Consider the following 23,029-nt stretch of genomic DNA (forward strand, 5'->3'; position numbering starts at 1 on the left):
TCGTCCTCCTGCACCCATTCTGTATGCAGAAGTGAGGAGCGCGCATCTCTGTCGAGTGGCCGTCTTGGATCAGAACCGGTATGCAGACCGGCCGAACCGGAGCGGATACACGCGAAAAGTAAGGCGTCCCGACCCGACTCCGGATACAGAAACCCGCCGAACTGTTTACACAGCCGAAACCTCCGGTGATGCGCACGAAACAGAAACAGCGCAATTCTGTATACCGACAGCACGACCAACAGCCAACGAGAACGGAGGCGGCGCCATGGGCCCCTACATCGTGAGACGACTCGCGCAGGGTCTCGCGACGATCTTCGCCGTCGTCACGATCGCCTTCGGCCTGGGCCGTCTCAGCGGCAGCCCCGCAGCGCTCCTGCTCACCGAGAACGCCTCGCCCGAGCAGATCGCCGACCTCGACCACCGCCTCGGCTTCGACCTGCCGCTCTGGCAGCAGTACCTGCAGTACCTCGGCGGGCTGGTCACCGGCGACTTCGGCGACTCCTACCGCCAGGCCGGCGTCTCGTCGATGCAGCTTGTCCTCGAGCGGCTGCCCGCCTCGCTCTCGCTCGGCGCGGTCGGCCTCGTGCTCGGCCTGGCGCTCGCGCTCGTGGCCGGAGTCGCCATCCAGCTCACCCGCTCCCGCGGGCTCCGCGCCCTGTCGCTCGGCCTCGGCTCGACCCGCCAGGCGATCCCCGACTTCTTCTTCGGCCTGCTGCTGGTGCTGATCCTGTCGGTCTGGCTGGGGCTGCTGCCCTCGCTCGGCAACCGGGACCCGCTGGCGATCATCATGCCGGCGCTCACCATCGCGACGGGTCAGTTCGTGCTCTACACGCGGCTGCTCGACAACGCCCTGACCGAGCAGTCGACGCAGGACTACGCCCGCACCGCCTTCGCGCGCGGCGAGAACCGCTTCCGCGTGGTCGTCGGCGAGCTGCTGCCCAACGCGTTCCTGCCCGTGCTGACCGTGGCCGGGATCAGCCTCGGCTCGTTCCTCGGCGGTCTCGTCATCGTCGAGAACGTCTTCGCCTGGCCGGGGATGGGGCAGCTGATGCTCGGCGCGGTCTACTCCCGCGACTTCCCGGTCGTGCAGTCCGGACTCATCGTCGTGGCCCTGCTGTTCATCCTCGCCAACCTGCTCGTCGACGTCGTGTCCGGGCTCATCGATCCCCGAGTGAGGCTCGCATGACCACCACCGAGATCATCCGCACCGGGGCTCTCCGCGCCGGCATCACCACCGCCTTCACCCGCGGACGCCGGGTGCCCGCCCTGCAGGTCCTCGGCGCCGCCATGGTCGGCTCGATCGTCCTCTTCTCGCTCGTCTACCCGCTCCTGCCCGGCTACGACCCCTTCGCACAGGACCTCTCGAAGGTCCTCGCCGCACCGGGCGCGTTCGCCGAGCACTGGCTGGGCACCGACGCGCTGGGCCGCGACGAGGCCAGCCGCCTCGCCCTCGCCGGGCGGGTCACGCTCGGGATCGTCCTGCTGATCGTGGTGGTCAACAGCCTCGTCGGGATGACGATCGGCACCTGGTCGGGATATGTCGGCGGCCGGACCGACAACGTGCTGATGGGCCTCGCCGACATCCAGCTCGCGATGCCCGTGATCCTGGTGCTGATCGCCCTCGCGGCCTCGCTCGGCCCGAGCGTCTGGCTGATGATCACCGTGCTCGCCGCGACCTACTGGGTCGGCTACGCCCGGGTCGCCCGCAGCACCGCGATGGCGCTGCGCGACCGCGACTTCGTGCTCGCCCCGCGGATCCAGGGCGCGGGCGGAGTGTGGACGGTGCGGCGCCACATCGTCCCGAACGTGGCGGTGCAGATGATGATCCTGGCCTCCAGCGACATCGGCGCGGTCATGCTTCTCACCTCCTCCTTCGACTTCCTCGGCCTCGGCGTGCAGGCGCCGACACCCAGCTGGGGCCTGATGATCAGCGAGGGCCAGGACTACGTCCGCCAGGCGCCGCACCTCGCGATCATCCCCGGCGTCGCGATCTTCCTCACGGTCGCCGGCACCAACCTGCTGAGCCAGCGCTTCACCGCCGAGGGCTCGGCGACCACTTTCCGACGCACGTCACGACGATCCGTGAAGCGGAGCCTCCGATGACCAGCCCCTCCTCCCCCGAGGACCGCGCGGTCCTCCTCGACGTGCAGAGCCTCAGCGTCGGCTACACCGACGAGCACGGCGACACCGTCACCCTCGTCGACCGCGTCTCGTTCACGCTGCACGAGCGCGAGGTGCTCTGCCTCGTCGGCGAGTCGGGCTCGGGCAAGAGCGTCACGATGCTGGCCGTGCTCGGCCTGCTCCCCGCGGGACTCGAGGTGCTCGGCGGCACTGTGCACTACCGCGGCCGCGATGTGCTCGGGATGCCGGAGCCGGAGCTGCGGGGCCTGCGCGGCAGCGAGCTCGCGATGATCTTCCAGGACCCGATGACGGCGCTGAACCCCGTCAAGCGGGTCGGCGGCCAGATCGGACGGGCGCTGAAGGTGCACGACCGCTCGCTCGGCCGCGCCGAGGTGCGGCGCCGGGTCACGGGCCTCCTCACCGACGTCGGGGTCCCCGATCCGGAGCAGCGCGCCAAGGCCTACCCGCACCAGTGGTCGGGAGGCATGCGGCAGCGCGCCGTCATCGCGATGGCGATGGCGAACGAACCCTCGGTGCTGATCGCCGACGAGCCGACCACCGCACTCGACGTCACCATCCAGGCGCAGATCATGACCGTCCTCGGCACCGTGCGCGCCAAGACCGACGCCGCGATGGTGCTGATCACGCACGATCTGGGACTCGTGGCCGAGGTCGCCGACGTGGTCTGCATCCTCTACTCCGGCCGCGTGGTCGAGCGGGGCTCGGTCTGGGACGTCTTCGCGCACCCCACGCACCCCTACACGGCGGGGCTGCTCGGCAGCCTCCTGTCGGCCGAGCACAGTGGCGACCGCGTCTACGCGATCCCGGGCTCGCCTCCGTCGCCGCAGAACCGCCCGCGCGGCTGCCCGTTCGCGCCCCGCTGCGAGCTGCCCGCCAAGTCGGAGCTCTGCACGCAGCTCGAGCCGCTGCTCGAGGACGTCGGAGGCGACCAGTGGGCCGCGTGCCACTTCGCGCGGCAGACGCCGCGGTTCGCCGCCGAGGTGACCGCGTGAACGCGCCGGTGCTGAAGGTCGACGACCTGCACGTGCGGTTCCCTCAGCGCACGGGCCTGCGCTCGCGACGCGTCATCGAGGCGGTCAAGGGCGTCTCGTTCGAGCTCGGGCGCGGCGAGACCCTCGGGCTCGTCGGCGAGTCCGGCTGCGGCAAGTCGACCCTGGTCCGCACGATCTTCGGCCTCAACCCCGTCGCGAGCGGCTCGATCGAGGTGCTCGGGCGCCGGCTCGACACCCTCTCGAGCCGCGAGCGCCGGAGCGTGCAGAACCGGATGCAGCTCGTGTTCCAGGATCCGTACTCGGCCCTCAACCCGCGGCTGACGGCGCACGAGATCGTGGCGGAGCCGCTGCGCATCGCCGGGCGCTACTCCCGCGACCGCGTGGTCTCGCTCCTCGACGACGTCGGCCTCGGGACGGACGCGCTCGAGCGGCGCCCCGGCCAGTTCTCGGGCGGGCAGCGCCAGCGGATCGGCATCGCTCGCGCTCTCGCGCTCGAACCCGACGTGCTCGTGCTCGACGAGCCGGTCTCGGCCCTCGACGTGTCGGTGCAGGCGCAGGTCATCAACCTGCTGAAGGACCTGCAGGCCGCGCGCGGACTCTCGTACCTCTTCATCGCCCACGACCTGGCCGTGGTGCGCTACCTCTCCGATCGCGTCGCGGTGATGAACCGCGGCGAGTTCGTCGAGGTCGGCACCCGCGACCAGGTGTTCGACGCCCCCGCGCACCCCTACACGCGCTCGCTCCTCGACTCCATCCCCCTCTCCGACCCCCGGCAGCGTCCCGACGCGCCTGCCGCCTCCCCCCTCGCACCCGCCGCATCTCCGACCGAAGGAATCAGCCGCTCATGACCAGGAACCGGGCCACGCCCGTCATCGCCCTCACGACCCTCGCGCTCACGATCGCGGCCCTCACCGGCTGCTCGGGCGCCTCGAGCGGAGCCTCGGCCGACCGCGACATCGTCATCGGCCAGGTGGCGGAGCCGGAGAGCGCGCCCGACCCGATCATGGACGGGTCCCTCGCGGGCTACAACTACTACTACAACGTGTTCGACCAGCTCACGAAGCTCGACGCCGACGGCGCGATCGAGCCCTCGCTCGCCACCGAGTGGACGCCGAGCGAGGACCTCACGACGTGGACGTTCACCCTCCGCGACGACGCCGTCTTCTCGAACGGCGACCCGGTCACGGCCGGCGACGTCGCGTTCACCTACACCACGATCCTGGCCTCGCCCGACTCCGACAACCTCGGCTACATGGGCGTGCTGCAGTCGGTCGAGGCGACCGACGACACCACGGTCGTCTTCACCCTGAACGCGCCCTTCTCGCCGTGGCCGTCGATCACGACCGCCATCTCGATCGTGCCCGAGAAGGTCTACACCGAGCTCGGCTCGGAGGGCTTCGCGGCCGCCCCCGTGGGCAGCGGCCCGTTCCGCTTCGTCAGCTACACCCGCGGCGTCGAGTACGTCATCGAGAGGAACCCCGACTACTGGGGCGAGGAGCCCGAGGTCGAGAAGGTCACCTTCCAGACCGTCGGCGACTCCGACGCGCGGCTCAACGGAGTCTCGTCCGGCAGCCTCGACATCGCCCTCATCTCGCCCAACCAGGTCGACTCGCTGAGCGGCAGCGGCATCGAGGTCGCCTCGCGCACCGCCAACGGCGTGACCTTCCTCGGGATGAACTCGAGCACCGGAGTGCTGGCCGACTCCCGCATCCGCCAGGCGATCTGGCTCGCCATCGACAAGCAGTCGCTGGTCGACGGCGTGCTGGGCGGCCGCGCGGTCGCGAACGACCAGATCGTGGCTCCGGATGTGACGGGCTACGCCGACATCGACGCCACCGAGTACGACCCCGACGCCGCGAAGGCGCTCCTCGCCGAGGCCGGCTACAGCGGCGAGACCATCCCGCTCCAGTACGCGACGGAGGGGCGCATCCCGCTCTCGTCCGAGATCGCCCAGGCGATCGGCGGCTACCTCGAGGCGGCGGGCATGACGGTCGAGCTCAAGGGCACCGACCAGGCGAGCCTCTCGAACATCATCTACGGCACCGTCTCGGTCGAGGGCCTGTACCTCAACACCTGGGCGCCGTCGACGATGGACGGCGACATGCCCGCGACGAACCTCTTCGCCGGCGGCCAGAACGACTACGCGAAGTCGCCCGAGCTCGCGGCCCTCGTCGAGAAGCAGCGCACCGTGACCGGCGACGAGCGCGACGCCGTCTTCGGCGAGATCGCGCAGACCAACATCGACAACGCGTTCATCGACCCGCTGTTCACTCCGGACGCCGACTACGCGGTCGCCCCCGGCATCGAGTGGACGCCCCGCGCCGACGGCGAGTACGTGCTGAGCGACGTGTCGTTCACCGACTGAGCACCCGCCACCGAAGGAACCCTGCACTCGATCTGAAAGGCTCGACCCCATGCCGAACTCCACGCTCCTCCGCGACGTCCGCCCCTGGGGAGGCGAGGCGCGCGACGTCGTCGTCGACGAGACCGGCATCGTCGCGATCACCCCGGTCGGCGAGGGGTCGGCCGACACGGTCGTCGACGGCCGCGGCGGCATCCTGGTCCCCTCCTTCTCGGATGTGCACGTGCACCTCGACTCGACGCGCCTCGGCCTGCCGTTCCGGCCGCGCACCGGGGAGGAGGGCCGCTGGGGCCGCATCATGAACGACCGCGCGCACTGGCGCAGCGCGGAGGCGCCGGTCGCCGACCGCGCGACCTCGACCCTGGCGACGATGATCGAGAAGGGCGCGACCCGCGTGCGCAGTCACGCCCAGGTCGACGCCGACTCCGGCCTCGAGAAGTTCGAGGGCGTGCTCGCCGCCCGCGAGGCGCACCGCGATCGTGCCGATGTCGAGATCGTCGTGTTCCCCCAGGTCGGCGTCTTCGTGGAGCCCGGAGTCGTCGAGCTGCTCGACGAGGCCCTCTCGCTCGGCGGCGACCTGATCGGCGGCATCGACCCGTGCGAGATCGACCGCGATCCGGTGCGCCACCTCGACGCGGTCTTCGCGCTCGCCGAGAAGCACGGAGTCGGCCTCGACATCCACCTGCACGAGCGCGGCTCGCTCGGTCTCTTCTCGATGGACCTCATCGCCGAGCGGATCCGCGCCCACGGGATGCAGGGGCGGGTGTCGATCTCGCACGCCTTCGCCCTGTCCTCCAGCGAGCGCGGGGTCGCGAAGTCGATCGACGGACTCGCCGCGCTCGACGTGGCGCTGACGACGATCGCACCGGGTCACGGCGCCGAACTGCCGCTCCTGCAGCTGCTCGCCGCCGGCGTGCGCGTCGGCCTCGGCATGGACGGCCAGCGCGACTACTGGTCGCCGTGGGGCAACGGCGACATGCTCGAGCGCGCGTTCCTCCTCTCGCACGGCCAGGGCTTCGACAACGACGTCGACATCGAGCACGCGCTCACGGTCGCGACCTGGGGCGGCGCCTCCGTGATCGACGGCGGTCTGCACCGCCTCTCCTCCGTCGGCGACCGCCCGGGCCTCGCCGTCGGCGACCCGTCCGAGCTCGTCGTCCTGCGCGGCGACACCCCCACCGCCGCGGTGATGGACCGCGACCCCGACCGCCTCGTCCTGCACCGCGGCCGCGTCGTCGCGTCGGGCGGCACGATGGTCTGACGCACTGTCGATCCGTCGCGGCATCATGGTGTTCCGGAGGACACGATGGCGGCGCTCGACCTGAAGAAGCGGATCGCGACCTACCGCGCGCCGCACGGCCGCTTCGAGATCGTCGACGTCGCACCGGCCCGCTTCCTCATGATCGACGGGCACGGCGATCCGAACACTGCCGCCGCCTACTCCGACGCCCTCGCCACGCTCTACCCCGTCGCCTACGCGCTCAAGTTCCTCAGCAGGAACGACCTCGACCGCGACTTCACGGTGATGCCGCTGGAGGCGCTGTGGTGGTCGGAGGACATGAGCGCCTTCACCGCGTCCCGCGACAAGGACCGGTGGAGCTGGACGGCCATGATCCTGACGCCCGACTGGCTCACCGACGAGCACGTGGCGGAGGCGGTGGCCGCGGCAGGACGCAAGGGCCGCGCGCCGGCCCTCGATCGCCTCCGCATGGACACCCTCGAGGAGGGCCTCGCCGTGCAGATCCTGCACCTCGGTCCGTACGACGCCGAGGGCCCCGTCCTCGCCGCGATGCACGAGACGTTCATCCCGGCGAACGGCCTCCGGATGACGGGCCGGCACCACGAGATCTACCTCGGCGATCCGCGGCGAGCCGCGCCCGAGAGGCTCCGGACGATCCTCCGGCAGCCCGTGGCCCGCCCCTGACACAGCCGGTCGAGCACCGAGTACGCAATCGTTACCGGACCCGTCGACACCGCTGTTGCGTCACAAGAATTGTTCACGGTAACATTCCGGATGAGGACGCGCTCAGCCGTTGTCCACTGCACATCCTGCACCTCTGCACCTCGGGCCGCCAGGTCCGCACCGCATTCACCACATCCGGGCCCCTGGGCCCGCACCCGCACGGGCGCTCCTGCGCGCCCGTGATCTCAAGGAGGAGATCCATGTACAACAAGAGGCGTTTCGGCCAGTTCCTCGGATTCGCAGCAGTCGGCGCCCTCGCGCTCGGCCTCGCGGGCTGCTCCGGCGGATCGGACTCGGGCTCCGGCTCCGGTTCGGACGGCGACCTGACCACCATCGGCTTCGTGGCCGTCGGCCCCGAGGGCGCCTGGCGCCAGGCCAACGAGACCAACATCGAGGAGACGTTCACCGAGGAGGCCGGCTACGACCTCAAGTACGCACCCGCCACCAACGGAGACCAGAAGTCGCAGATCGACTCCTTCACCTCCTTCGTGGACGAGGGCGTCGACGTGATCCTGCTGTCGGCGACCGAGGGCTCCGGCTGGGAGGACTCGCTCGCGCGCGCCCAGGAGGCCGAGATCCCGGTCATCCTGATCGACCGCGGCATCGAGCCCGACGACACCGACCTCTACGTCACCCGCATCGCGCCCGACAACATCGCGGTCAGCACCTCGGTCGCCGACTGGGCCACGTCCACGTTCCCCGACGGCGCGAAGTACTTCACGCTCGAGGGCCCCGCGGGCGTCTCGGTCGTCAACGAGCGCAACGAGGGCTGGGACGAGGTCATCGGCGCCGACTCCGCCTTCACCAAGGTCGGCGCGCAGACCGCGAACTGGTCGACCGAAGAGGCGAAGAGCGTCTTCGAGACCGTCCTGAAGTCGAACAACAACGACGTCCAGATGGTCTTCGCCCAGAACGACGAGATGGGCCTCGGCGCCGTCCAGGCCGTCGAGGAGGCCGGACTCACCCCGGGAGTCGACGTCAAGATCGCCACGATCGACGGCACCAAGAACGCCCTGCAGGCCCTCGCCGACGGCAAGCTGAGCTTCGTCGCCGAGTACAACCCGCTGTTCGGCGAGACCGCCCTCGACGCCGTCGAGAAGACCCTCGCCGGCGACACGGTCGAGTCCTCGATCGTCGTCCCGAGCGAGACGTTCGACTCGCCCGAGGCCGCGTCGACCGCCCTGCCCGACCGCAAGTTCTAGGAACCACCTCTAGACAGCACCACTCCACGCGGAGCGACCGGGATCCCCATCGGGTCCCGGTCGCTCCGGCCTCCGGCGCAGCGAAGCGCCACTCGAGAACGGAACGACGCGGCATGACAGGTTCGCCTCCGATCGTCGAGATGAAGAACATCTCGATCAGCTTCCCCGGCGTGAAAGCCCTCGACGGAGTCGACTTCCGCCTGTTCCCGGGCGAGGTCCACACCCTCATGGGCGAGAACGGCGCCGGCAAGTCCACCCTCATCAAGGCGCTGACGGGCGTCTACACGATCGACAGCGGAGACATCGTCGTCGGTGGCGAGACGCGGCGTCTGACGGGCACCGCCGACGCGCAGGCCGCCGGGATCTCCACGGTCTACCAAGAGGTCAACCTCTGCACCAACCTCAGCATCGGCGAGAACGTCATGCTGGGCTACGAAGTGCGGGGGCCCTTCGGCATCAACTGGCGCGCGACCCACGACGCCGCCCGCACCGCCCTCGAGAAGCTCGGTCTCGGGCACCTCGACCCGCGCCGGCCGCTCGCCTCGCTCTCCATCGCGATGCAGCAGCTCGTCGCCATCAGCCGCTCGACCGTCAGCGACTCCCGGGTCCTGATCCTCGACGAGCCGACCTCGAGCCTCGACGCGAACGAGGTCGAGAACCTCTTCGTCGTCATCCGCCGCCTCCGCGCGGAGGGTGTCGCGATCCTCTTCGTCTCGCACTTCCTCGACCAGGTCTACGCGATCAGCGACCGGCTCACGGTGCTGCGCAACGGGCAGTACGTCGGCGAGTACCTCACGCACGAGCTCGACCGCACGTCCCTGATCTCGAAGATGATCGGCAAGGACATCGCGGCGCTGCGCTCGCTCGACTCCGAGCGCGAGAACAGCGACCACCTCTACAAGGAGGCGCCGCTCTACTCCGCGACCGGGCTCGGCAAGAAGGGCTCGATCGATCCGACCGACATCACCCTGCACCGCGGAGAGGTCGTCGGACTCGCCGGCCTCCTCGGCTCCGGCCGCACCGAGCTCGCGCGCCTGATCTACGGCGTCGACAAGCCCGACACCGGCGAGATCACGCTGCACGGCAAGAAGATCGACGTCCCGACGCCGACCGCCGGCCTCGCGCACAAGATCGCCTTCTCGAGCGAGAACCGCCGCGACGAGGGCATCATCCGCGACCTCTCGGTCCGCGAGAACCTCATACTCGCGGTGCAGGCCAAGCGCGGCTGGGCCCGCCCCCTCTCCAAGAAGGAGAAGGACGAGATCGTCGGCAAGTACCTGGTCGAGCTCAACGTGCGCCCGGCCGACCCCGACCGGCCCATCAGCAAGCTCTCCGGAGGCAACCAGCAGAAGGTCCTCCTCGGACGCTGGCTGGCGACCTCCCCCGAGATCCTCATCCTCGACGAGCCCACCCGCGGCATCGACGTCGGAGCCAAGGCCGAGATCCAGGCGAAGGTCGTCGCTCTCGCGGGCGAGGGCGTCGCCGTGGTGTTCATCTCGTCCGAGCTCGACGAGGTCGTCCGCCTCAGCGATCGCATCATCGTCCTGAAGGACCACCGCGTGATCGCCGAGATCCTCAACGGTCCGGCTGTCACCGCGGAGTCGATCGTCACTACCATCGCCGCAGAGGGAGTCGTCGACGAGGACGTCGTCGTTCTCGAAGGCGCCACGCAGGAGGCCGCATCATGAGCAGCGACACCAGGCCCGGCCGGGGCTCGGTCCTCACCGGACTGATCCGCCGTCAGTACTTCTGGGGGGCCGTGGCGATCGTGCTGCTGCTCCTCGTCAACGTCGTGAAGGATCCGACCTACCTCGCCGTGTCGGTCAACCCGACCACCGGCTACCTGGTCGGCAACGTGATCGACATCGCCAGGGCGGCAGCGCCCATCCTGATGATCGCGGTCGGCATGTGCCTCGTTGTCGCGACCGGAGGCATCGACCTCTCGGTCGGCTCGATCATGGTCGTCGCCGGTGCGGTGTCGATGGAGTTCCTCAACGCGAACGGCGCTCCGGACTCGTTCGGCGCCGCTGCCGCGGCCTTCGCGGTCGCCCTCCTCGTCGCCGGGGTCCTCGGTGCAGTGAACGGCATCCTGGTCTCGGTCGTCGGGTTGCAGCCCTTCATCAGCACCCTCGTCGTGATGCTCGCCGGCCGCGGTCTCGCCAAGGTGATCACCGGCGGCCAGAACACCGCGGCGACCAACGAGCCCTTCCGCTGGATCGCGAACGGCTACGTCTTCGGACTCCCCGTCGTCTTCCTCCTCGCCATCGCGATCGTCGTCGTGGTCGGAGTGCTGGTGCGCCGCACCGCTCTCGGCCTGATGATCGAGGCGATCGGCATGGACCCCAAGGCCGCCCGTCTCGCCGGCATCAACCGCCGCGGCCTCCTGATGACCGCGTACATCGGCAGCGGCCTGCTCGCCGGAGTCGCCGGGATCTTCGCCACCGCAAGCGTGATGACCGTGGACGTCTCGCGGACGGGCTACCAGCTCGAGCTCGACGCGATCCTCGCCGTCGTCGTCGGCGGCACGTCGCTCGCCGGCGGCAAGTTCAACATCACCGGAGCCGCCATCGGCGCCCTCCTGATCGCCACGCTCGACAAGACGGTCGTGTTCCTCGGCGTCTCCTCGAGCGCGACCCCCGCCTTCAAGGCGATCGTGATCGTCGCCCTCTGCCTGCTGCAGTCGGAGCGCGTGCGCTCGGCCTTCACTCAACGTCGCGAGGCGCGTCGCAGCGCACCGCAGAAAGAGGCGATCCCCGCATGAGCGCCGTGATGACCCGACCCGCCCCTCCGACCAGCTCGAACCGCCAGTCGGCGAGGTCGTGGCTGACCCAGCACCTCGACAAGCTGCCGACCCTCGCGGCGCTGATCATCTTCCTCGCGATGATCGTCTACGGAGAGGCCGCCTACGGCCGTATCCTGCAGGCGAGCACGATCTCGAACCTGCTGATCAACAACGCGCACCTGATCATCCTGGCCGTGGGCCTCACGTTCGTGATCCTGACCGGAGGCATCGACCTCTCGGTCGGCGCGATCATCGCCTTCAGCAGCGTGAGCGGCGTGCTGCTCATCAACGCCGGCTGGAACCCGTGGCTCGTGATGGTGCTGATGGTCCTGATCGGCTCGGGCTTCGGCCTCGTGTCGGGCGTGCTGATCCAGTACTTCAACGTGCAGCCGTTCATCGCGACGCTCGCGATGATGTTCCTCGCCCGGGGTCTCGCCTCGATGCTGAGCACCGTGCCGGAGCGCCTCCCCGAGGACTCGGCCGTGCTCGGCCTGGCCTCCCCGATCAAGCTGATCGACGGCCCGAAGGTCAACGACTTCGTGATCAGCCCCGGAGTGATCATCGCTCTGCTGGTCGTCGCGGGAGCGTTCTTCGTCCTGCACCGCACCCGTCTCGGCCGCACGGTCTACGCGATGGGCGGATCCGAGCAGTCGGCGGCCCTGATGGGCCTCCCGGTGCTGCGGACGAAGCTGCTCATCTACGTGATCAGCGGCACCCTCGCCGGCCTCGCCGGCGTCGTCTACACGGCCCGTCTGGGCAGCGCGCAGAACATCACCGGCACCGGCTGGGAGCTCGACGCGATCGCGGCGACCGTCATCGGAGGCACGCTGCTCACCGGCGGCGTCGGCTTCGTGCTCGGCTCGGTGATCGGCGCCCTGGTGCTCGGTCTGATGAACGTCCTGATCACCCGCGACGGCGGCATCCCGCCCGAGGCGACGACGATCATCACGGGCGGCATCCTCCTGGTCTTCGTGCTGCTGCAGCGCGCGGTGATGGCCCGCAACAAGACCTGACGCGGGCTCGCGCCGCGTCCTGCGCGGTCTGCGACAATACCCCCTTGTCTTAGTTGACAAGGGGGTATTGTCCGCTACCGTGGTCAAAGAAGTGAAGCAGCGCGAGGTCGAGCGGTTCCTCGAGGCGTCCGGGTGGCGCCTGCTGCGCGAGAAGGGCCCGCACAACGTCTGGGGCTCTCCGGACGGTACGCAGGTGATCGCGATCCCCCGTCACGGCACGGTGTCGCCAGGAGTCGTCACACAGATCATCAAGGCACAGCCGGGAAGCCCCGCGAGCTGGCGATGATCATCGTGGCCCACTGCAGAAGGAGGACAGCGTGACGAGCATCGAGCGACTCAGCACGACGGAGCGGACCTTCGACGCCGTGGTCACCCGGGAGGGGCGCTGGTGGATGATTCGGATCGCCGCGCTCGACGCAGTCACTCAGGCACGGTCCCTCCGAGAGGTCCCCTCGATGGCGACCGGAGTCATCTCCGCGCTCCTCGATGTCGACGAGGAGGAGCTGACCGTCCGCCTGTCTTATGAGCTGCCCGCCGAAGTGGCCGCCGTCTGGCGGGAGGCGGAAGCCCTCCGCGCCCAGGCCGAGGAAGCGGAGGGTCGCGCTGCGCTGCTGCGACGCGAGGCGGTTCGGGGCCTCCTCACTCAGACTCACATGAGCCAGGCCGAGGCCGGCGTCGTGCTCGGCCTATCGAAGCAGCGAGTGCAGCAGCTCGCATCCTGAGCCGGCCTCGCCGCGTGATCGATCCGTCGCGAACGGTCGCCTCGAGGCGGTGGAGACGACCGTTCGTGACCGATCGGCTCGGAGATGGAACGATTCGCACACCAGACGGACGCGGCCTGCCCGCGGCCTGAACAAGTGGGCAGATTCGGCGTCGCGTTGACGTCAACATCGTGTTACCGTGAACATCGCCGACTCCTGTCGGCCCCCTCTCCTCAGCAATGGTGCCGAACTAGGAGCAAGCGCGATGAAGCCCTTCCTGCGACCGCTCGTCCTCGCGACGACCCTCGCGCTCGCCGTCCCCCTCCTCACGGCGCAGTCCGCCGCGGCGGCGCCGGCCGACGATCTGATCCTCCGCTACGCCCTCGACGAGACGAGCGGCACGGTCGCCGTCGACAGCTCGGGCAGGGGACGCAACGGCACCCTCTCCGGCGGCGCCGCCGCCTCCGGCACCTCGGGCGTGAAGCTCGACGGCGTCGACGACTACGTGAAGCTCCCCGACGACGTGCTCTCGGGGCTCAGCTCCATCACGGTCAGCGCCGAGGTGCTCGTGAGCACGACGCAGGGCACGCCCTACTTCATCTGGGGCCTCGGCAACACGACCTCGGGCGCCGGCAACGGCTACCTGTACACCACGGGCAACAGCTACAAGGCCTCGATCGCGACCGGCAACTGGACCACCGAGCAGACCGTGAACTCGGGCGCGAACCTCGCGCGCGGCGTCTGGAAGACGCTCACCTACACGCTCGACGACGCCTCCGACACGGCCCGCCTCTACCTCGACGGCACCCGGGTCGCGCAGCAGACCGGCGTCACCATCACCCCGGGCGCGATCGGCGGGGGCAAGACGGCCGCGAACGCCATCGGGCGCTCGGTCTACACCGCCGACAAGACGCTCGCGGGCTCGGTCCGCGACTTCCGCATCTACAGCAGCGCCCTCACCGCCTCCGACATCGCGGGACTGCAGGCCACGGACACCACGAGAGCCGCCCGCGATACCGCCGCTCTCGACCTGGGCGATCTCTCGTCGGTCACCGCGAACCTCACCCTGCCGACGTCGGGGGCCAACGGCTCCGCGATCGCGTGGGCCTCGAGCGACCCCGCCGTGATCTCGACCAGCGGAGTCGTCACCCGGCCCGCCGGCGGAGTCGCCACGGTCACGCTCACCGCGACCACGACCCGCGGCTCCGCGACGCAGACCCGGACCTTCACCGCGAAGGTCCCCGCGCAGGACGTGAACGCCGACGCGCAGAAGGCCCTCGACGCGCTCACCATCGTCAACGCCGGCGACCTCCGCGGCAACGTCACGCTGCCCGCGAAGGCCGGTGCCTACGACGTCTCGTGGACCTCGTCGAACACCGCCGCGATCGGCGCCACCGGAGTCGTGACGCGCCAGGCCGCGAGCACTCCCGTCACCCTCACCGCGAGCGTCGCCGGCACCACCGCCACCCGGCAGATCCCGGTCACCGTCACCGCGGCTCCCGCGGGCCTCGATACCGACTACGACGCCGGCTACCTCTGGACCCACTTCGCCGCGACCGACTACGAGAAGATCTACTTCGGCTCGAGCACCGACGGCCTGCACTGGTCGAAGCTCAACGGCGACAAGGCCGTGCTCGCCAACCTCGCCGGCACCCTCGGCGTCCGCGACCCGCACCTCGTGCGCTCCCCCGCCGGCGACGAGTACTGGATCCTCGGCACCGACCTGCACGCCGAGGGCACCGCGGGCGGAGGCTCGTGGGACCAGGTGAACGCGAGCCAGAAGCTCGTCGTCTGGCGCTCGACCGACCTCGTGAACTGGAGCGACCAGAGCCTCGTCTTCGCCGGCTCGCCGAACGCGGGCAACGTCTGGGCCCCCGAGGCGATCTGGGACGAGACCACGGGTCAGTACTACGTGTACTGGTCGGGCCGCGACAAGACGCAGGTCGGCACCGACGACTGGGCGCTGCGCGTCTATGTCAGCACCACCCGCGACTTCGTCAACTTCTCGACCCCGACGATCTGGCTCGACGAGAACTCGCCGACCAACAACGCCGACGGTCCGAACATCATCGACACGACCATCGCGAAGGAGAACGGCGTCTACTACCGCTTCTCCACCTCCGACTGGCGCACCGTCGTCGACACCGCCCCGAGCCTCGCCGGCCCCTGGAAGCGCGTCATCGCCCGCGGCGAGGACACCGCGTACGGCCTCTCGAACCACATCGAGGGCCTGACCGTCTACCAGCTGCCCGACAGCCGATGGGTCGTCATGGGCGACTCGGGCGGATACTCCGCCTACGTCACCGACTCGCTCGCGAGCCTGCAGTTCACGGCGCTCAGCACCGGCGCGACCGGGGCGAACACCTACTCCTTCTCGAAGCCGTTCCGCCACGGCTCGGTCCTGCGACTCTCGAGCGCCGAGGAGGCGCGCATCACCGCCGCCTACGGCACGACCGCGGGCCCGACGCCCCAGCCGGTCACCGCCGCGGGCGAGATCCTGCGCTACTCCTTCGACGGAGGGTCGGGCACGACCGTGCAGGACGTCACCGGCCACGGGCTGAACGGCACGCTCGTCTCGGGCGCCGCCTGGCAGACCGGCTCGGTGAAGCTCGACGGCACCGACGACTACATCGATCTGCCCGACAACCTGCTCACGGGAGTCACCGACATCACCGTTCAGGCCGACGTCTGGATCGACTCGGCCCAGAGCGGCGCGTACTTCATCTACGGCCTCGGCAACACGACCGCCGGCGCCGGTGACGGCTACCTGTTCACCTCCGGGAACAACTACCGCACGAGCCTCGCGACCGGCAACTGGACCACCGAGCAGACCGTCTCCTCCGGCTCGGCGCTGCCGCGCGGGCAGTGGGCGCACCTCACCTACACGCTCGCCGGCACCACCGCCGCGGTCTACCTCGACGGAGTCAAGGTCGGCAGCGGCACCGTCACCGCCGACCCGAAGGACATCGGCGGCGGGACGACCACCGCCAACGCCATCGGCCGCTCCAACTACGACGCCGACAACCGCTTCCGCGGCCAGATCCGCGAGTTCGCGATCTACAACCGGGCGCTGAGCTCCGCCGAGGTGCTGGCCTCCTCGGGCAACACCACGGTCCTGGCCGACGTGACGCTGACCGGCGACGTGCTGAAGACCGCACCGATCATCGACCAGGCCACCCGGACCGTCACCTTCCCGGTGAAGCCCGGCACCGACCGCACGACGCTCACCCCGACGTACTCGACGGCGGCGGGCGTCACCGCGAGCCCCGCCTCGGGCACCGTACGCGACCTCTCCACCCCGAAGACCGTGGTCCTGGCTCCCGTGGGTGGCGGAGCGAGCACCACCTGGACCCTCACGGCCGTCGAGATGAAGAGCCCGGTCATCCCCGGCCTCTACGCCGACCCGAACATCGCGGTCTTCGGCGACACGTACTACCTCTACGCGACCACCGACGGCACTCCGGGCTGGGGCGGCAAGGACTTCTACGTCTGGTCGTCGAAGAACCTCGTCGACTGGACGCGCTCCGAGAAGCCCTTCCTCACGCTCGACGGCGCGAACGGCACCGTCCCCTGGGCGACCGGCAACGCGTGGGCGCCGACGATCATCGAGAAGGGCGGCAAGTACTACTTCTACTTCTCGGGGCACAACGCGGCGCTCGACCGCAAGACCATCGGAGTCGCGGTGGCGAACAGCCCGATGGGCCCCTTCACGGCGCAGCCGACGGCGATGATCACCAACGGCGAGTCCGTGAACTCGGGTCAGGCCATCGACCCGGCCGCGTTCACCGACCCGGCGACGGGAAAGAGCTACCTCTTCTGGGGCAACGGCAACCCGGTCTACGCCGAGCTGTCCGACGACATGCTCTCGGTCAAGGCGGGCACCATCAAGCGGATCAGCGGCCTCACCGACTTCCGCGAGGGCGCCTTCGTCAACTACCGCCAGGGCCTCTACCACCTGACCTACTCGATCGACGACACCGGCAGCGAGAACTACCGGGTCGGCTACGCCACCTCGACGAGCATCGACGGCCCGTGGACATACCGCGGGGTGATCCTCGAGAAGAACGCGTCGCTCGGGATCCTCGCCACCGGCCACAACTCGATCATCAACGTCCCCGGCACCGACGACTGGTACATCGCCTACCACCGCTTCGCCATCCCCGGCGGCAACGGGACGAACCGCGAGACCACCATCGACAAGGTCACCTTCGACCCGACGACCGGTCTGATGCGGAAGGTCGTCCCGACCCTCGAGAGCGTCGCTCCGCAGAAGGTCCCGGTGACCGCACCCGCGATCACCACGACCGCCTCCGCGAGCACGCGCTGCATCTCGGGCAGGGTCGTCCTCTCGGTCCTCGTCACGAACCCGAACTCCTTCCCCGTGAAGGTCGTCATCGGATCGACGTACGGCTCGAAGACGATCGCCGAGGTCGCCGCGGGCAAGTCGGCCACCCACTCCTTCACCACCCGTGAGGCGAGCATCCCCGCCGGTCAGGCGAGCGCGACGGCCACCGCGTTCGTCGCGGGCAAGCCGGCCACGGCCACCGCCACCGCCCCCTACTCCGCTGCCAGCTGCGGCTGACGACGGCCCCCACCCGAACACCACCCCATCGAGCCGGCGACGCAGCCGGCCGGAGAACGGAGAACACCCGCAATGAACACTCGCTCCCTCCTGACCCGAGGCGCCGCCGGACTCGCCGGAGGACTCCTCCTCCTCGGTGTCGCCGGAACCGCCATGGCCGCCGAGATCGAGGTCGGCAACGACGACGTGGACGTCAGTGTCGACATCGCGCCGCTCACCACTCCCGGCTCGCTCTCGATGTCGGTCGCCGGCACCTCGACGAGCCTCACCGAGAGCGGATCGACGAACGTCATCCGCCAGTTCACCGGCACCCTGCCGACCGTCACCGTCACCGACACCCGCGACCCCGAGAGCATCCCCGAGGGCGCCGGCTGGTACGTGCTCGGCACCGCCAGCGACTTCACCAGCACCACCGGCGACGTCATCGGCGCCGAGAACTTCGGCTGGGCCCCGAACCTGATCGACGGCGGCGACTCCGGCCTCGTCGCCGAGGGCGACGTGGTGGACACCGCGATCGACCGTGGCGTCGACGGAGTCGGCCTCGTCGACCAGGAGCTGCTCGCCATCACGAACGACTCGGCAGCCGTGGCCGAGGAGGGCTCCTGGACCGCGAACGCCGGACTGTTCCTGCGCACCGAGCCCACCGTGGACGCCGGCCAGTACAGCTCGACCCTCACCCTGTCGCTCTTCGAGTGACCCCCGGGGGCGGGACCGCCCCCCACTCCCCGCACCATGCGGCAGAGCCCCTGCGCTCGGCCGCATGGTGCGTCCCCCGTGAGAACCTGAGGGTGCCATGACCGATCAGCGCCGATCCCCCGTCCGCCCGACCCTGCGCCTGCGCGCACTCCTCGCGCTCCTCGTCGGCGCTCTGGCGCTCAGTGCCGCTCCCCCTGCCGCCGCTGCCGCCGCCGACCAGATCTCGTGGGCGGTGAGCCCCGCCTCCGACGGCGCCCCCGACGAGCGCTCGTGGATCGAGCTCGACCTCGACCCGGGCGCGGTGGTGTCGGAGGAGGCCGCGGTCACCAACCTCAGCAACCAGACCGTCACCTTCCGGATCGACGCCGCCGACGGCTACTTCACCGACAAGGGCCGCTTCAACATGCTGCCCTCCGACCAGGAGTCGGTCGACGCGGGCACCTGGATCCAGGCCCCGGAGACCGTCACCGTCGAGCCCGGTGCCGTCGGCATCGTGCCGTTCACCGTGACCGTGCCCGACAACGCCGAGCCCGGTGACCACGCGGCCGGCCTCGCCGCCTCCCTCGTCTCGGTCGGCGCCGACGCCGGCGGCTCCTCCGTCGGAGTCGAGAGCCGCATCGGCTTCCGCGTGATGACCCGGGTGACCGGCGATGTCGTCCCCTCCGTCACCGTCGAGGACATCGCCACCGACTACCGCCTCTCGTGGAACCCCTTCGCGCCGGGTTCGCTCTCGGTCGACGCCGAGATCGTCAACACCGGCAACGTCCGCCTGCTGCTCGACGGCACCGTGAGCGCGCAGGGCGCCTCGGCCCCGCTCGTCGCCGAGGACGCGGCGGCGCAGGAGTTGCTGCCGGGCGACCGCCGGACGATCTCGGTCGCGCTCGACGGCGTCTGGCCGCTGTTCGCCATCGGCACCGACGTGACCGTCGCCCCCACCGTGGTGACCCCCGACGGAGTCGACCCCGTCTCGATCGCGCCGGTCACCGCCTCCGCCACCGTGCTCGCCGTGCCGCTGCCGCAGCTGCTGGTGCTGCTCGGGATCGCGCTGATCCTGGCCGCGCTGCTCGCCGGCCGCTCGCGCTCGCGCCGCCGCATCGCCCAGCTCGTGCGCGAGGCCCGCGAGGAGGGCCTGCGCGAGGGCGCCGACGCCCGCTGAGAACCCCCCTCTCAGTGGTACCGTTTCCTGTACCACTCGGGAGGAACCATGGCCATCACCACCAGCGAGGCTCGGCGCGATCTCTTCGGGCTCATCGAGCGCGTGAACCTGGACCACTCCGAGGTCGAGATCACGTCGAAGCGCGGCTCGGCGATCCTGATGTCGAAGGACGAGTACGACTCGCTCATCGAGACGAGCTACCTGCTGCGCTCACCCGAGAACGCCCGGCGCCTCCTGTCCGCCCTCGAGAGCGCCCGCGCCGGAGACGCCGTCGAGCGGGACCTGCTCGAGCCGTGACCCGCCTCCTCGCCTGGACGGCGGAGGCCTGGGAGGACTACCTGTTCTGGCGGACGCAGGACCGCCGGACGCTGCGGCGGGTGAACCTGCTGATCGCCGACGTCCTCCGCGACGACCCCTTCGAGGGGATCGGCAAGCCCGAACCCCTCAAGCACGCACTGGCCGGCGCCTGGTCGCGTCGCATCGACGAGGCGAACCGCCTGGTCTACGTCGCCGACGCCGAGCGGATCACGATCCTCCAGGCCCGCTACCACTACTGACGCGGGACGCTACTGGTACGTGATCAGGTCTGGCAGCGGCGAGACCTCGGCCATCGTCTCGGCCGGCGTCAGCATCGGCAGATCCTCGTCGTAGAAGTTCTTCCAGCCCCACGCGATGCCCTCGGGTGCGCCGTCGTGCAGCGCCTCCCAGGTCGCCTGCTTGTCGGGCTGCCCGCCCTGACCGTCCACATGGATCAGGAACTCGAGCTCGGGCCGGTCGCGCCGGATGCTTCCCCTGTCCTGCAGCATCGACAGCCGGAACTGGTGCAGCACGAACATCTTCGGCGGCAGGCCCTCGGCCTGAACGAGGTCGGCGAGCCACTCGGACACGCTGTCGACCTCGGCGGCCGACACCCGCCCGATCTGCTCGAGCGGCACCTGGTCGGGCAGCAGCCGCCACTCGGGGTCGAGGGCGAGTCCGACGTTCGGCAGCCGCAGCAGCTCTTCGTAGGCCTTCGCCTGCGTGAGGAAGTCGGTTCTCCCCGGCTGCAGGTCGAGCACCACGTACATCCCGGCGTCGGCGGCGGCGTCGATGTAGGGGCGGATGCCCTCGACCGACAGCTCGTTGGAGTAGTCGCCGTCGTCGCCCGCGCTGCCTGCCGCGACGGTCGTGATGATCTCGAGGCTCGGCACCACCTGCAGCTCGGTGAGCGAGCGGTAGGGCTCGGCGACCGCCTCCGCCCGCTCGATCGTGGCCTGGAGGCCCTGCTCGCCGAGCACGCCGAGCACGGGAGCGCCCGGGGTGCCGTAGATCGCGACGAACAGGTGCCCGCCGAAGAGGCGCTGCCCGCCGCCCGGCAGCTGCCAGCCGCTGGCCGCTGCGCGGACCGACCACTCGGGTGCGGTCTGCGCGGCGAGCCCCGGGCCGAGCAGCAGGGTGCAGGAGGCGCGCGCGTCGGCGATCGCGGACACCGCGGTTCCCGAGGCGAGCAGGTCGCCCGTGGAGACGAGCGTCACCGCGACCCCCGCCGCCCGGGCGTTGGCGATCGCGGCGACATCGGAGTCGGCCGGCTGCGCGAGCGCCACCACGCCCGCCGGCGCCTCGGCCCGGGCCGGCACCGCGCCGAACGGCGGCTCACCGGGCGCCCCGGGCGAGAAGGAGGCGAGCTCGTCGATGCTGAGCGCGGCGACGGCCACCCCGGTCGCCTCCTGGATCGCGGCGGCGTCGGCCCCGGCGCTCACGAGCTCGATGCCCTCCACCGGCGCGGCGACGGCGCCGACCGCGACGACGCGGCCCGTTCCGAGTCGGGAGAGCTCGTCGGCGAGGGTCGAGCCCGCTGCGTCGACCAGCAGCGGCACGCCCCAGGCGATGCTCAGCTGCGCCGCGAGGAGGACCGACGCGGGCACGTCCTCGACCACCACGACGAGCGGCGCCTCCGTGAAGAGCGCCGCACTCGCCGACTCGGAGTCGGCGGCGAGCGCCACCGGACCGGCCGGCGCGGCCGTGCGGGTGCGGGGCGCCTCCGAGGCCGCGGGCTCGGGCGCGTCGAACGTGCACCCGCTCAGCAGCGGCAGGACCGACAGCCCCACCACGACGCTGCGCCGGGACAGCGCCCGTCGGTGCAGCGCCCGTCGGGGCGCGGTGGTCGGCGATTCTGAAGCCATGGCGCAGACCTCTCCTCTCGGAGCCCTGGGCCCCTGGTGCGTGGTGGTCTCCCTCCACTATCGCAGCCGCCTCCGACACTGCCGCCTCACGCCGACAGGTCGGGCGCGTCCGGCCTCTCGAGGGGAGGAGGAGGCCTCCGAAGCAGTCGATCGACGAGGTCGGCCGTCCGCTCTGTGAAGCTGTCGCCCGGATAGTGGGCCGAGTACATCTCCTCCGCATCACCGAGGGAGGTGACGCAGCACACGGCGAGGAGCGCCTCGAGATCCTCTGCCTCGCGATTGCCGCGACGTTGTGCCGCATGCAGCTTCATCGCCAGGAGCGTCTGGGGCGAGGCGACCTCGACGACCACGTCGTCCTCGTCGTGGAGGACGGTCCAGACTGCGGATCGGGTACCGAGGCCGGAAGGCAGGAAGGCAGGAAGACCCCTGCGGCGTCGTTGATCCAGTCGTCGCGCCATCCGCGGCGTCGCGCGATGTCTCGGGCAGCAGCGCGGATGTGCTCCGCCGGGGCGAGTGGACCGTCGACATCGACCGTCGATCGCCGTTCGGCCGTGATCGTGAGAGCCATTGCCGCACCGCCGACGATGCTGATGCGCGCCGGGCCGCCGCGCCGCCGCAGCTCCCGCACCAGCTCTCTCAGGCCGTCGATGATGGCGTCCCGATCGAGGAGGACGGGCCTCGCTGTCACACCGACTCCAGCTCATCGGCCTCGATGAGCACACCGCGACGCAGCAACGGGTCGGGGACCCTGTCGGGTCGGGCGGGAAGCGGCCCCCCGGACGGTGACCACTCCCATCCGACGTCACCTGTCGTCTCCATCACCCACGCCGGGGAAGGCATGCCGACCGCCTCGAGTCTCCACTCGACGAGCCCCGCCACAGCGGCGTCCCACCGCGGCGAGATCGCCGCCGGGCGCTCGGCGGCGAGGAGTGCGCGGAGGAAGGGCTCGACCGCGGACAGGTCGTCCGAGAGCTGGACCAGGACGCGGTACCCCGCCGTCCCGTCGTGAGTCCCGATCGACTGGACCGCGTCGGCGACCGTCCTGCGTCCTCCGGTCTGCACCGGCACGAACGCGATCCCGAGCGACTCAGCGACGCGCTCGAGCGTGCCGACGGTCGCTCCACGTCGGCCCTTCTCGATGGCGGAGAGATTGGGAGCAGCGAGACCGCTCTTCGCGGCGGTCGCCCGCAGACTCCAGCCCTTCTGCAGTCGGGCATTCCTCAGTGCACGGATCAGTGTCATCGCTTCCTCCGCTGTCAGTATGCAGCGATGGTAT

General features: G+C 70.3%; 21 protein-coding genes. 18 read left to right on the plus strand and 3 right to left on the minus strand.

What is annotated here, in order from left to right:
• Positions 1-265: 265 nt before the first annotated feature.
• The 18 genes from ASG06_RS04615 to ASG06_RS04700 all read left to right on the plus strand — a co-directional run bounded on the left by ASG06_RS04615 (position 266) and on the right by ASG06_RS04700 (position 20,148).
• Positions 266-1,186 (plus strand): ABC transporter permease, encoded by a 921-nt coding sequence (locus ASG06_RS04615; RefSeq protein ID WP_056039122.1) that lies wholly within the window; start codon positions 266-268, stop codon positions 1,184-1,186.
• Complete coding sequence (locus ASG06_RS04620; RefSeq protein WP_056039128.1) at positions 1,183-2,103, plus strand: ABC transporter permease; 921 nt, start codon at positions 1,183-1,185, stop codon at positions 2,101-2,103. The genes ASG06_RS04615 and ASG06_RS04620 overlap by 4 nt, the downstream gene beginning before the upstream one ends.
• Positions 2,100-3,134: an ABC transporter ATP-binding protein gene (locus ASG06_RS19835; protein WP_056039131.1), complete on the plus strand. Its 1,035-nt coding sequence runs from the start codon at positions 2,100-2,102 to the stop codon at positions 3,132-3,134. The genes ASG06_RS04620 and ASG06_RS19835 overlap by 4 nt, the downstream gene beginning before the upstream one ends.
• Entirely contained in the window at positions 3,131-3,982 is an 852-nt protein-coding gene (locus ASG06_RS04630; protein WP_056039134.1) for an ATP-binding cassette domain-containing protein, read from the plus strand. Before ASG06_RS19835 ends, ASG06_RS04630 begins: the two co-directional genes overlap by 4 nt.
• The gene (locus ASG06_RS04635; RefSeq protein WP_056039137.1) at positions 3,979-5,499 is read left to right on the plus strand and encodes an ABC transporter substrate-binding protein; all 1,521 of its coding nucleotides are present in this window, start codon (positions 3,979-3,981) and stop codon (positions 5,497-5,499) included. The genes ASG06_RS04630 and ASG06_RS04635 overlap by 4 nt, the downstream gene beginning before the upstream one ends.
• Positions 5,500-5,548: 49 nt before the next feature.
• Positions 5,549-6,757 carry an amidohydrolase family protein gene (locus tag ASG06_RS04640; protein WP_056039139.1) on the plus strand — a complete coding sequence of 403 codons (1,209 nt, stop codon included), beginning with the start codon at positions 5,549-5,551 and terminating at the stop codon, positions 6,755-6,757.
• A gap of 45 nt (positions 6,758-6,802) precedes the next feature.
• Complete coding sequence (locus ASG06_RS04645) at positions 6,803-7,420, plus strand: GyrI-like domain-containing protein (protein WP_056039140.1); 618 nt, start codon at positions 6,803-6,805, stop codon at positions 7,418-7,420.
• A 239-nt stretch (positions 7,421-7,659) separates the two neighbouring features.
• A complete protein-coding gene (locus tag ASG06_RS04650) occupies positions 7,660-8,661 on the plus strand; it encodes an ABC transporter substrate-binding protein (protein ID WP_056039143.1) in 1,002 nt (333 codons plus the stop codon).
• Between the two features lie 113 nt (positions 8,662-8,774).
• Positions 8,775-10,349, plus strand: a complete 1,575-nt coding sequence (locus ASG06_RS04655) for a sugar ABC transporter ATP-binding protein (RefSeq protein WP_056039146.1) — start codon at positions 8,775-8,777, stop codon at positions 10,347-10,349.
• Positions 10,346-11,422: an ABC transporter permease gene (locus ASG06_RS04660; RefSeq protein WP_056039149.1), complete on the plus strand. Its 1,077-nt coding sequence runs from the start codon at positions 10,346-10,348 to the stop codon at positions 11,420-11,422. The genes ASG06_RS04655 and ASG06_RS04660 overlap by 4 nt, the downstream gene beginning before the upstream one ends.
• Positions 11,419-12,456 carry an ABC transporter permease subunit gene (locus tag ASG06_RS04665; protein ID WP_056039151.1) on the plus strand — a complete coding sequence of 346 codons (1,038 nt, stop codon included), beginning with the start codon at positions 11,419-11,421 and terminating at the stop codon, positions 12,454-12,456. Before ASG06_RS04660 ends, ASG06_RS04665 begins: the two co-directional genes overlap by 4 nt.
• Before the next feature lie 79 nt (positions 12,457-12,535).
• Positions 12,536-12,742: a type II toxin-antitoxin system HicA family toxin gene (locus ASG06_RS04670; protein WP_162238999.1), complete on the plus strand. Its 207-nt coding sequence runs from the start codon at positions 12,536-12,538 to the stop codon at positions 12,740-12,742.
• 31 nt (positions 12,743-12,773) lie between these two features.
• Positions 12,774-13,178, plus strand: a complete 405-nt coding sequence (locus ASG06_RS04675) for a hypothetical protein (protein WP_082498940.1) — start codon at positions 12,774-12,776, stop codon at positions 13,176-13,178.
• 244 nt (positions 13,179-13,422) lie between these two features.
• Positions 13,423-17,739, plus strand: coding sequence for a family 43 glycosylhydrolase (locus ASG06_RS04680; protein ID WP_056039162.1), 4,317 nt, complete (start codon positions 13,423-13,425; stop codon positions 17,737-17,739).
• Between the two features lie 72 nt (positions 17,740-17,811).
• Positions 17,812-18,435, plus strand: coding sequence for a hypothetical protein (locus tag ASG06_RS04685; protein ID WP_056039166.1), 624 nt, complete (start codon positions 17,812-17,814; stop codon positions 18,433-18,435).
• Positions 18,436-18,532: 97 nt separating this feature from the next.
• Positions 18,533-19,591, plus strand: coding sequence for a WxL protein peptidoglycan domain-containing protein (locus ASG06_RS04690; protein ID WP_056039169.1), 1,059 nt, complete (start codon positions 18,533-18,535; stop codon positions 19,589-19,591).
• Between the two features lie 48 nt (positions 19,592-19,639).
• Positions 19,640-19,888, plus strand: coding sequence for a type II toxin-antitoxin system Phd/YefM family antitoxin (locus ASG06_RS04695; RefSeq protein WP_056039170.1), 249 nt, complete (start codon positions 19,640-19,642; stop codon positions 19,886-19,888).
• Positions 19,885-20,148: a Txe/YoeB family addiction module toxin gene (locus tag ASG06_RS04700; RefSeq protein ID WP_056039174.1), complete on the plus strand. Its 264-nt coding sequence runs from the start codon at positions 19,885-19,887 to the stop codon at positions 20,146-20,148. Before ASG06_RS04695 ends, ASG06_RS04700 begins: the two co-directional genes overlap by 4 nt.
• Before the next feature lie 9 nt (positions 20,149-20,157).
• Here the strand turns inward: ASG06_RS04700 and ASG06_RS04705 are convergent, their stop codons facing one another.
• The 3 genes from ASG06_RS04705 to ASG06_RS04715 all read right to left on the minus strand — a co-directional run bounded on the left by ASG06_RS04705 (position 20,158) and on the right by ASG06_RS04715 (position 22,995).
• Positions 20,158-21,753 (minus strand): hypothetical protein, encoded by a 1,596-nt coding sequence (locus ASG06_RS04705; protein WP_056039177.1) that lies wholly within the window; start codon positions 21,751-21,753, stop codon positions 20,158-20,160.
• An 86-nt stretch (positions 21,754-21,839) separates the two neighbouring features.
• A complete protein-coding gene (locus ASG06_RS04710; protein ID WP_056039179.1) occupies positions 21,840-22,103 on the minus strand; it encodes a hypothetical protein in 264 nt (87 codons plus the stop codon).
• A gap of 334 nt (positions 22,104-22,437) precedes the next feature.
• Positions 22,438-22,995: a helix-turn-helix domain-containing protein gene (locus ASG06_RS04715; RefSeq protein ID WP_056039183.1), complete on the minus strand. Its 558-nt coding sequence runs from the start codon at positions 22,993-22,995 to the stop codon at positions 22,438-22,440.
• Positions 22,996-23,029: the final 34 nt, after the last annotated feature.

This window comes from Rathayibacter sp. Leaf185 (assembly GCF_001423885.1).
In the GTDB taxonomy this organism is placed as follows: Bacteria; Actinomycetota; Actinomycetes; order Actinomycetales; family Microbacteriaceae; genus Rathayibacter.